A 10,701-nucleotide genomic window follows, 5' to 3' on the forward strand; every position below is an offset into this window, starting at 1 on the left:
CGCTTGAATCGAAGAAGGGGGAGGCCTCGCGGCCTCCCCCTTTTTTGCGTTTACGGGGCGTAAATGACTCAATTACACCAGACGATCTTGTTGTTTTCGGTATTGAGCCTTTATTTAAAGAAAATAAATCGTATAACAAGGGCAACTGCTATGGCCGCAATGGTCAAAAGCAGAATTGTCAGCTGATGCTGCTTGCGTCGTTTACTTGACGAAACGAAGATTGACTTTCCCTGTTTTGGCGTTTCGAGATAGCGAGCCGAATGCGTCAAGGTTTGCTTGGGCCGAGGCCCTCTTTGTTGATGGACGGCGGATGCTTTCATCGGCTCATCACTAGCTGCGCTGTTTTTAGATAATGGTGCGTCTTTCAGATATACAGGGTCTCCCGAGGCGACGCCCATATGTTTACGTCCCGTTTGGGCATCCTCGAGCGTTTGATATCGGTTTCTCGTCACATAATCGGGCTCTGGGTCATTGATGGGCTCTTGCGAGATGTGGGGGCGATGGAACCGTGGCGGCTGCGTAGAAGTATCTTCGCCCTGCGTCGGCATAAACATATTGTTCTGGTTTTGGTCGTCCATGATGCCCTTTAGCTCGTTACCAACAACGTGTACGCGCTCATTGTAAGCCCCTTGTTATTTGTAGCTGCGAACATACTTGTTATTTAAGCTCTGGTTCAAAGAACCTTAACCTTACTAAAACCTGAGTCATACACACTTAGATATGCTTATAGTACTGGACTCAAAAAACTTTATAGTCGATGTATATATGGGCACTGGGTGGGCATATATAAGAGCGTCAAAAGAAGTCCCAGTCACCTAGAAGATGGCTCGGCAGTCCTTAAAAGGAGTGGTAAACATGGCAAGCATGGTTCCTTATCGTTCGGTTTTTGGCGTTCGTCCTTCTGCTAGCTCGCTGTTCGATCTGTTTGATGATATGACCGACCTTGCAAACAACTCGATTGCCTCCAAGGCGTTCCCCGTTGACGTTGAGGACAAGGGCGATGGCTACGAGGTCAAGGCGTATCTGATCGGTGTCGCCAAGGATGACATCGACGTTGAGCTCAATGAGGGTCGCCTGTCCATCAGCGTGAACGTCGAGGAGAGCGCCGAAAACGAGGGTAAGAACTTCCTCCAGAAGGAGTTTAGCTCGTACAGCGCGACGCGTGGCGTGTATCTGAAGGACGCTTCGAGCGAGGGCCTCTCTGCAAAGTATGCTGACGGCATCCTCACCGTTACGGTTCCTAAGATCGTCGAGAAGAAGAACGTCACGAAGATCTCCATCGACTAACGATGGCTCTGCTTCAATCGAGAGTATGAGTTAAGGGGGCTGGGAAGTGATTCCCAGCCCCCTTTTGTTGTCTTGAGGGGCTATTGAATAGTTGTCGGTTGATACTGACTTGCAGGGCGTATCGAGAGCTTCCGTGGCCCTTGAAGACGGGAGGCAGAACTGCCGAGTTCATCATCGAGACTTGCATCAAGCGTGTTGGCATAGCTTTTGACGGTAAGGCTTGGACGATTATTGTCCTGGCTGATATGCATGGCGATGAGCTGTTCGGTGCGATCGGTAACAAGTTCGCGCGCGGCTTCGGCGGCCTGGTTGTTGGAGAGGTGCCCCTTTGTGGACAGGATGCGCTCCTGAAGAAAGCGGGGGTACGCTCCTTCGCGCAGCATAGCTACATCGTGGTTGCTTTCGAGCGCGAGAACTCGACAGTCTTTGAGGATGCCTATGGCCTTGCTCGATAACTCTCCGGTGTCGGTGGCAAACCCAATGGAATCATCGAGAGCATTAAATCGATAGCCGACAGGATTGATGACATCGTGCGATGTTGAGTAGGTTTGCACGTGGATGCCGGCAATGGGGAGCGTGTCGCCGGGGTCAAATTCCTCTACGGGCAGGCGCGCGAGGTTTTCTTTGCATGAAAGGGTGTCCCTGCTGGCAAAGAGGGGACCATGCCAGTGCTTGCACCATACATCGAGCCCCTTGATATGGTCACCATGCTCATGGGTGATTACAAGAGCGGCGACGTCGTCTGCCGAGAGGCCAAGCTCCGCCATGCGTTTAAGTGTCTCGCGGCGGGACAGGCCGTTGTCGATCATGATGAGCCCCTGAGGTCCCTCGACGAGTGCGCAGTTGCCTTTTGAGCCGCTGCCGAGGATATGAAGGTGCAGGCGAGACATAAGATTCCAAAGGATACAATGAGTGCGGACGAATAGAGGAGGAAGCGAATGCCAACGGTATCTCAGCACTATGGACATCATGCCGCGCCGAGGACGGATAAGAGCGCCCTGGCAACGCGGCAGGCCGCTGCCCCCGTAGTGCTCATGGTATCAGGCGGTGCGGACTCGACGGCGCTGCTCCTTATGGCTTGCACATCAAAGCTGGATATTCAGGACGGGCGCGGCGTCGCTCCCATTGCGCGCGAGCGATTGCACGTGCTGCATGTAAACCATCATCTGCGCGGGGAGGCATCCGATGGCGACGAGGCCTTTGTACGTGACCTGTGCGCGCAATACGGTTTGCCGCTGTGTGTTGAGCATGCCTATTTTGATGACGAATCGGGCAATATCGAGGCTGCGGCTCGCGAGGTGCGCTATGCCGCGGCACGGAGATACGTTCGCGAACTTTGTGCCGAATCGGGCGCACCGCGGACGGCGGCTCGTATCTGTACCGCGCATACTTCGTCGGACCGCGCGGAAACATTTTTGATGAATGCCATTAAAGGGTCGGGTCCCGCGGGTCTATCGAGCATTCCGCGCCGTCGGAACATTGTGGTTCGCCCCTTGCTCGACCTCACGCACGATGAGCTCGTGAGCTATCTGCAGGTGCACGGTCAGCCATGGCGGGAAGATGAAAGCAACGAGGACGTTTCGTACCTGCGCAACTATGTACGCCATCGGGTGATGCCGGTGGTGGCACAGCGCAACGCGAGCGTCTGTAAGACGATTGGCGCCGCTTGCGAAATTCTGGGCGACGAAGACGCCTTTCTTTCCCAGCTTTCGGCACAGGCGTTTCGAAGCTGCCTGCGCAAGGAAGCGGCGGGCGCACTTGTGCTCGATGCGCGCCGTCTTGCCGCCGCTGAGGTTGTGATTGCACGGCGTATCGTGCGATTGGCGATTAAGCGCATCGATCCCGACGCGCGACCGGAGATGCGGCACGTGGAGCGCGTGCTCGCCTGCGTCGCTGCGGGCTCGGGCTCGGTTACGCTTCCTGCGGGAATTGATGCCCGTGTGGAGTTTGGCACGCTGGCGTTCAAGGCCCCGGCGGCGCGCGAGGGTTTAGTGGCCGATTGGATCTCCGTTCCCGGTCGTCTGCCGCTGGGGGCGGGGCATATGCTGACAGCGGAGCCGATGGCTGTGGAGCCGGGGTGCGATATCGTGCACCGTGCCCGCGAGCTTGCTGCTGCCGGAAAGGTTGCGGCCTTGGTGGATGCGGCGGCCCTGGGGTTTGCCGACAGCGATAGTGAGCGGATCCTGGCGGGCTCGCGTGGCGAGATCCCTGCCGAGGCGCGATTGGCGCGCCTGTGGGTGGACGGTCCTGTACCGGGAGACGTGATGTGCCCGTTAGGGATGAGTGGCCGAAGCAAGAAAGTATCCGACTTGCTAGGTGAGGCTCGCATTCCCGTTTCCGAGCGCGCCGGCGTGCCCATGGTGAGGACGGCGCCGGGGGGCGCCGTGGTGTGGGTCGCCGGAGTTCGCGCGGACGAGCGTTTTAAGTGCACGGCCGCAACGCGCGTGGCATATCTGCTCCGCGTGGTCGATGCGGAATAGCGTCCCACGCCAGCTATTCTGTGCGACGTTGACGGTATTCCCGCGCTGATGGCGTACGGGCTGGAAAATATACCCCGTGCGCTGCTAAAATGTGAAGTTCGCGTCCATACGGCGGTGTGTGGGCGATAAGCACAAGAAAGGGTTGTCATGGCTTCTCAACATCCGGATATCGAGAAGGTTCTGTTCACGCAGGAGGATATCGACGGTATCGTCTCTCGCCTGGGCGAGGAGATTACTCGCGATTACGCGGGTAAGGATCTGGTGCTGATTGCGGTCCTGCGCGGCGCCGTGGTCTTTATGGGCGACCTGATGCGTAAGATCGAGCTGCCGACCAACATCGATTTCATGGCTGTTTCGAGCTATGGCGACGGTGTGAAGTCCTCGGGTATCGTGCGTATCATTAAGGACCTGGATATCGACATCCGCGGTCGCGACGTGCTGATCGTCGAGGACATTCTGGACTCGGGCCTGACGCTCAAGTATCTGATGAAGAACCTCGAGAGCCGCAAGCCCGCTTCTCTGGAGGTCGCCGCCTTCCTGTGGAAGGACGTTGAGGACCGCGTCTCGGCCATCACGCCCAAGTATGTTGGAACCCATTGCCCCGATGCCTTTGTGGTGGGCTACGGCCTCGACTATGCCGAGCGCTATCGTAACCTTCCGTATCTGGGCATTTTGAAACCGGAGGTTTATTCGTAAGATGCCCGACGACCGTAACGATAACAATTCCCAGACTCCCCGGGACCCAAAGATCCCGGGGATGCCCGGAGGCAAGAAGCCCACGCGTACGGGCTGGCTGTATTTTATTTTGGCTTGCGCGCTTCTGGGCTACGCCTTCTTTAACATGGGCTCCGGCTTTGCCAATTCCAGCAATACCGTTAAGCTCGCGACGAGCGAGATGGTGAGCGCCATCAAGCAGGATCGCGTCGAAGATCTGACCTATACGGTTCAAGACGGAAGCGTGACGGGTCATTACTGGAAGACGAAGAAGGACAAGGGCGATACGAGCGAGCTCAAGAGCTTCTCTTCGACCTATGTCGGCTCCGATTCGCTTGCCGAGCTCATGGCGGAGCACCCCGATACCAAGTACATCGTCAACACCAACGATCCCGATTTTTGGGGCGACTTGGCGATGAGTGTGCTTCCGACGATCGCCCTTATCGCCATCATGTTCTACTTTATGCGCCAGATGATGGGCGCCAACAACAGGAACATGCAGTTTGGCAAGACCAACGCCAAGACCAACGAGGCCACACGCCCCAAGGTCAAGTTTGAAGACGTTGCCGGCGTGGACGAGGCAGTCGAGGAGCTCGAGGAGATCCGTGACTTTTTGAGCGATCCGGATCGCTATCGCAAGCTGGGCGCCAAGATCCCGCGTGGCGTGTTGCTGGTTGGCCCTCCGGGCACCGGTAAAACGCTGCTGGCCAAGGCCGTTGCCGGCGAGGCGGGCGTGCCGTTCTTTAGCATCTCGGGTTCCGACTTTGTCGAGATGTTCGTAGGTGTCGGCGCCAGCCGTGTGCGTGACCTCTTTAAGGAGGCCAAGTCCCAGGCCCCGTCAATCATCTTCATCGATGAGATCGATGCTGTGGGACGTCAGCGCGGAGCTGGCTTGGGCGGCGGTCACGACGAGCGCGAGCAGACGCTCAACCAGCTGCTGGTCGAGATGGACGGTTTCGAGGAAAGCGAGTCGGTCATCCTGATCGCCGCGACCAATCGCCCCGATATTCTGGACCCGGCATTGCTGCGCCCCGGTCGCTTTGACCGCCAGGTCACGGTCGATCGTCCGGACGTAAAGGGCCGCGAGCAGATCTTGCGCGTGCATGCCGAGAATAAGCCGATGGACGAGGACGTTAAGTTTGAGAAGCTCGCCCAGATGACCGTTGGCTTTACTGGTGCCGATTTGGCGAACCTGCTCAACGAGTCTGCGCTGCTGGCCGCTCGCCGTCATCGTTCCGTGATCTCGATGGACGAGGTCGAGGAGTCGATGGAGCGCGTGATTGCCGGACCGCAGCGCAAGGGTCGCGTGATGACCGAGGCCGAGCGCACCACGATTGCCTACCACGAGAGCGGTCACGCCCTGGTGGGCCACATCCTGGAGCACTCCGATCCGATCCACAAGATCTCGATCGTCAGCCGCGGTCAGGCTCTGGGCTACACGCTGCAGCTTCCGCAGGAGGACCACTTCCTCAAGACCAAGAACGAGATGCTCGACGAGCTCGCCGTGTTCTTGGGCGGTCGCGTTGCCGAGGAGCTCATGTGCGATGACATTACGTCGGGCGCGAGCAACGATCTGGAGCGCGCAACCAAGATGGCGCGCGAGATGGTCACGCGCCTGGGCATGAGCGAGGAGCTGGGCACGCAAGTGTTTGGCGAGGCGCAACATCAGGTGTTCCTTGGTCGCGATTACGCCGATCACCAGGATTACTCCGAGGAGACGGCGCGCCGCATCGATATCGAGGTTCAGCGCATTATGCGTGAGGCCCATCGCCGTGCGGTCGAGATCCTGGACGCCCGTCGCGATCAGCTCGATTTGATGGCGAAGGTGCTGCTTGAGCGCGAGACCGTCGAAGGCGACGCCGTGAACGCCCTGCTCGACAACGAGTGGGATGCGTACCTTGAGCGCGAGGGCGATATCCTGGCGGCCAAGGAGGAGCGCAATGCCAAGGCGGCCGGCATGCCGACCAAGAAGCGCGCGCCTCGTATGAGCGAGGAGGAGCTGGCGGCTGATGCCGCGGCCTTTGCGCAGGCGGCCATGCAGGAGGATGCCGAAGCCGCATCCGATGGTGCTGACGATGACCATGCCGTCGTCGATGCCGATGCCGATGCCGGCAAATAGTCTTTGTGGCGAAAGCCTCCGCGGGGAAACCTGCGGAGGCTTTTTCTTTTGAGCGATATGGGGCCGTCTGTTGATTGGGGACAGACTTAAATGAGCGTTTTCACGCATTTAAGTCTGTCCCCAATCAACATTGCTGCGGCACTTTGCTCGGCTAAAGCGTACAATAGCGCCTATGCGAAAGGGGAACAGATGATCAACGAAACGATGTATGCTCGCGGTGCGGAAAGCTCCATCATCCGCGAGATCTTTAGCTATGGTCTTGAGCGCAAGGCACAGATCGGTGCGGAGAACGTATTCGATTTTTCGCTGGGCAACCCGAGTGTTCCGGCGCCGGCTGCCGTGGCGGAGTCCATTAAGAAGGCCTTGGGGCTGCCGAGTGACCAGTTGCACGGCTACACCCCCGCTCCGGGCCTGCCGCAATGTCGAGCAGCCGTCGCCGAATCGCTCAACCGCCGCTTTGGAACGAACTATGAGGGTAAGGACGTCTTTATGACGGTGGGTGCCGCGGCTTCGCTCACCTGTACGCTCAACGCCGTTACGAACCCGGGCGACGAGGTTATTGTTATCGCCCCGTACTTTCCGGAGTATCGCGTTTGGATTGAGAAGGCCGGCTGCACGTGTGTTGAGGCGCCTGCTGATGAAGACACGTTCCAGCTGAGCGTGGACAACGTGCTCAAGGCGATCACCGATAAGACGGCTGCCGTCATTATCGACTCGCCCAACAATCCGACCGGTGCCGTATATACATGCGACACGCTGACGCGACTGGCCAATGTTCTGCGCGAGGCCAACGCTCAGCGCGATTCCGAGAATCCGATTATGCTCATCTCGGATGAGCCGTACCGCGAGATCGTGTACGGTGCCGAGGTGCCTTGGGTGCCCTCGATCTACGAGCACACCATCGTGTGCTACTCGTATTCCAAGTCGCTGTCGCTGCCTGGTGAGCGCGTGGGTTGGATCTTGGTTCCCAACACCAATCCGCAGGCTGCCCGTCTGATGCCGGCTGTTGCGGGTGCTGCCCGTACGCTGGGCTTCGTGTGCGCGCCGGCGCTCTTTCAGCGCGTAATTATCGACTGCATCGATGAGCCGAGTGACGTTGAGGCCTATGCACGTAACCGCACCGCGCTTACCGACGCACTAGCGGAGTATGGCTACACCTATGTTGAGCCGGATGGCGCGTTCTACCTATGGGTGAAAGCGTTGGAGTCCGATGCGAATGCGTTTTGCGAGCGCGCAAAGAAGTATGAGTTGCTTGCGGTTCCCTCGGACAGCTTTGGTATGCCGGGTTGGTTCCGCCTGGGCTATTGCGTGAGCTACGAAACGATTGTCAATTCGCTACCCGCTTGGAAACAGTTGGCGGACGAGTATCGTTAAAAGTAAAGCGCTCTGCCTACAATGTTTTACGTGAAACGGGGTTTGGTGTTAAGCCGGACCCCGTTGCCATGGACGTTGTGTCTTTGGGATGGAGTGGTTTTACGACTATCGAAGGCTATGCGTACAATGAATATAAGCGACGGCCGTGCCAGATAAGGAGACCTGATGCCCTACCTGCTTTCTTGTGACATTCATACCCATACGATGTTCTCTGCGCATGCATATTCGACCATTGAGGAGAATGTGTACTGGGCGGCAGAGCGTGGTCTGCAGGTGCTCGGATCTGCCGACCATTTGAGCTCTATGGTTACGGCTTGCCCCAATGACCTGCGCAGTTACCAGTTCTTTATCAACCAGGATATCTGGCCGCGCATTTGGAGCGGCGTGCTGGTGCTGCGTGGTGCCGAGGCCGATATCGTTTCGCTGGACGGAAACCTGTTTGGCGAGGACACTCCTGTCACGCTCGATATCGCCGGCGATTCGTACAGCCGTCAGCATTCACTGTTCGATTTGGTTACGCGTAATTTGGATTATTTGGTTGCAAGCGTGCATAATCCGCAGATTGCCGAGGGCGCTACCCTTGCCCAGACGACCGAGATGTACATCAATGCGCTGGAGCATCCCAAGGTATTTATGCTGGGCCACACGGGGCGCTCGGGTGTGCCGTTTGATATCGATGAAGTGTTGCTGGCGGCTAAAGAGAAGCACAAGATTATTGAAATCAACAACCATAGCCTTGAGCACGGTGATGATACCGAGCATTGGGGCGTGTGCCGCAAGATTGCCGAGCGCTGCGCTGAGCTGGGCGTCGGTATTGGCGTTTCGACCGATGCCCACATTGGTATGGCGATAGGCAAGCTCGACCATGCGCGTAAGCTGCTCGACGAAATTCACTTCCCGTTGGACCAGATCGTGACGCGCGATCGCGAGACCCTGCTGCGCGAGATGGCGGCAGCTGGCGTATGCGATCTGCGCAAGAGGATGTAGCGCGCGATAAACGAGTCAAAGAAGGGACGGCCCCAGCAGGCCGTCCCTTCTTGTATCTCAGCGGGATTTAAGGCATGTCTCAAAAATCTACCGGGTGGGCTGGCGGTGTTCGAGGACCGCGACGGTCTCTGTGTGGTCGGTATGGGGGAACATATCGACCGGCGTAATGCTGAGCAGGCGATAGCCGCCATCGAGCAGCTGGTGTAGATCGCGCTCTTGCGTGACGGGGTTGCAGCTGATGTAGGTGATACGGCGCGGCTTGAGTGCGCAGGCGGCCTCGAGAAACTCGGGGGTGGAGCCGGCGCGCGGCGGATCAATGGAGAGCACATCGACACGCTCGTTGTTGTCGGCGGCGTCGAGGATATAGTCGGTGGCGTCATCTGCCATAAACCAAGCGCTGCGGGTAAGTCCGTTGAGCTCAGCGTTGCGACGCGCGTCGGCGATGCCGGCGGGATTGCGTTCCACGCCGAGCAGCATAATACCGACGCCCTTGTCTTGCGCATTCTTCGCCGCACACAGGCCGATGGTGCCGCTGCCGCAGTAGGCATCCATGAGCACGTCCCCCTGCTGCAGGTCCATACCGTCAATCGCGAGCTGATAGAGCAGCTCGGTCTGCTGCGGGTTGGTCTGGTAAAACGCGGTAGGGGAGATATCGAACTCGCAGCCGAGCAGCTGATCGCGCATGCACTCGGCGCCATAGACAATGCGGGTCTCCTCGCCCAGGATGGCATTGCCAGGACGCCCGTTAATGTTCTGGGCAACGGAAACGATATGCGAATCAAGTGCGGCGATGGCATCGAAGAACTCCCGAGCATGCGGCAGATCGCGCTGGGCCGTCACGACGGTAACCATAATCTGGTCGGAACGCCAGCCACAGCGGACAATGGCATAGCGAAGCAAGCCTAGATGCTTGTCCTCATTAAAAGCGGGGATATGCAGTCGCTCGGCCTCGCGGGCAATACCGTTGAGAATCTGGCGAGCGCCCGGCGCCTCGACAGGGCATTCAGGAACAGCAACGATTCTGTGTGTCCCACGTTCAAAAAAGCCGCAGCGGACAGCGCCCTCTTTGCCGGGAGCAAACGGAGTGGCAGCCTTATGACGAAAACCACGCGGCGCAGGATATTTACCCGGGTCGCCCAGGGTGACGCCCATACCGCGAATGGGGTCTACAGCAATGCCTTCACGCTCGCAAAGCGAAGCAAAAAGCTCCTCCATAGCAGCTTGCTTGGCGGCGAGCTGCTTCTTATAAGGACGATTGAGCGCCGTGCACCCACCACAAGCCTTCATGATGGAACAAGGCGACTTGGGATCCACGGCTTTACGAGCAGGCTTGGTCGAATCCTTATACGAGCGCTTAGGGCGAACCTCAGAATCTTTGGTTCCACCCTGACGAGCGCCAGAACACTTACCCTTTGCCTTGCCCTTGTTAGATTTAACCTTCGCATCCTTAGACGACTTAGATTTCTTAGAAGATTTCGTCTCCCCCGACCCCTCAGCCGCCTGGATCAAAGCACGCCGAGCCTTACGCTCAGCACGAGATTCTGCCATGAATTAACTCCACTAATTAATGTATTGAAAGCCACAAGCATTGTACCGTGCCAGGCCAACAGACGATATGCAAGCGGTCTATTGGTGTCAGTGATAAGTACAACGACGATTGCCCGCTGGGCTCCGGGGCGGGGGTTAAGTTTATCGCGAGTTCCGCACGAACAGGAGGCCACTTAATGTGGCCTCCGTCGT

Annotated in this window: 9 protein-coding genes; 6 read left to right on the forward strand and 3 right to left on the reverse strand. The window is 57.8% G+C overall.

Annotation, left to right across the window (positions count from 1 at the left end; all coding sequences use genetic code 11):
- Nucleotides 1-110: 110 nt before the first annotated feature.
- Complete coding sequence (locus I2G43_RS02510) at nucleotides 111-578, reverse strand: hypothetical protein (RefSeq protein WP_055251785.1); 468 nt, start codon at nucleotides 576-578, stop codon at nucleotides 111-113.
- A gap of 277 nt (nucleotides 579-855) precedes the next feature.
- On the opposite strand from I2G43_RS02510, the gene I2G43_RS02515 reads away from it, so the two are divergent.
- Nucleotides 856-1,287 (forward strand): Hsp20/alpha crystallin family protein, encoded by a 432-nt coding sequence (locus tag I2G43_RS02515; RefSeq protein WP_195534963.1) that lies wholly within the window; start codon nucleotides 856-858, stop codon nucleotides 1,285-1,287.
- Between the two features lie 80 nt (nucleotides 1,288-1,367).
- Here I2G43_RS02515 and I2G43_RS02520 read toward each other — a convergent pair whose 3' ends face one another.
- Nucleotides 1,368-2,177, reverse strand: coding sequence for an MBL fold metallo-hydrolase (locus I2G43_RS02520; RefSeq protein WP_195534964.1), 810 nt, complete (start codon nucleotides 2,175-2,177; stop codon nucleotides 1,368-1,370).
- Between the two features lie 48 nt (nucleotides 2,178-2,225).
- Between I2G43_RS02520 and tilS the strand changes: the two genes are divergently transcribed.
- The 5 genes from tilS (at nucleotide 2,226) to I2G43_RS02545 (ending at nucleotide 8,961) form a co-directional block, all read left to right on the forward strand.
- A complete protein-coding gene (gene tilS / locus I2G43_RS02525; protein ID WP_195534965.1) occupies nucleotides 2,226-3,767 on the forward strand; it encodes a tRNA lysidine(34) synthetase TilS in 1,542 nt (513 codons plus the stop codon).
- Between the two features lie 147 nt (nucleotides 3,768-3,914).
- On the forward strand, nucleotides 3,915-4,463 hold the full coding sequence (gene hpt / locus I2G43_RS02530) for a hypoxanthine phosphoribosyltransferase (RefSeq protein WP_022093938.1): 549 nt from the start codon (nucleotides 3,915-3,917) through the stop codon (nucleotides 4,461-4,463).
- 61 nt (nucleotides 4,464-4,524) lie between these two features.
- Nucleotides 4,525-6,600: an ATP-dependent zinc metalloprotease FtsH gene (gene ftsH / locus I2G43_RS02535; RefSeq protein ID WP_229071501.1), complete on the forward strand. Its 2,076-nt coding sequence runs from the start codon at nucleotides 4,525-4,527 to the stop codon at nucleotides 6,598-6,600.
- Between the two features lie 189 nt (nucleotides 6,601-6,789).
- Complete coding sequence (locus I2G43_RS02540; protein WP_195534967.1) at nucleotides 6,790-7,974, forward strand: pyridoxal phosphate-dependent aminotransferase; 1,185 nt, start codon at nucleotides 6,790-6,792, stop codon at nucleotides 7,972-7,974.
- A 165-nt stretch (nucleotides 7,975-8,139) separates the two neighbouring features.
- A complete protein-coding gene (locus I2G43_RS02545; protein WP_195534968.1) occupies nucleotides 8,140-8,961 on the forward strand; it encodes a phosphatase in 822 nt (273 codons plus the stop codon).
- 87 nt (nucleotides 8,962-9,048) lie between these two features.
- Here the strand turns inward: I2G43_RS02545 and rlmD are convergent, their stop codons facing one another.
- Complete coding sequence (gene rlmD, locus I2G43_RS02550; protein ID WP_195534969.1) at nucleotides 9,049-10,509, reverse strand: 23S rRNA (uracil(1939)-C(5))-methyltransferase RlmD; 1,461 nt, start codon at nucleotides 10,507-10,509, stop codon at nucleotides 9,049-9,051.
- Nucleotides 10,510-10,701 lie beyond the last annotated feature (192 nt).

The sequence above is a fragment of the Collinsella aerofaciens genome (assembly GCF_015557435.1).
Classification (GTDB): Bacteria; Actinomycetota; Coriobacteriia; order Coriobacteriales; family Coriobacteriaceae; genus Collinsella; species Collinsella aerofaciens_Z.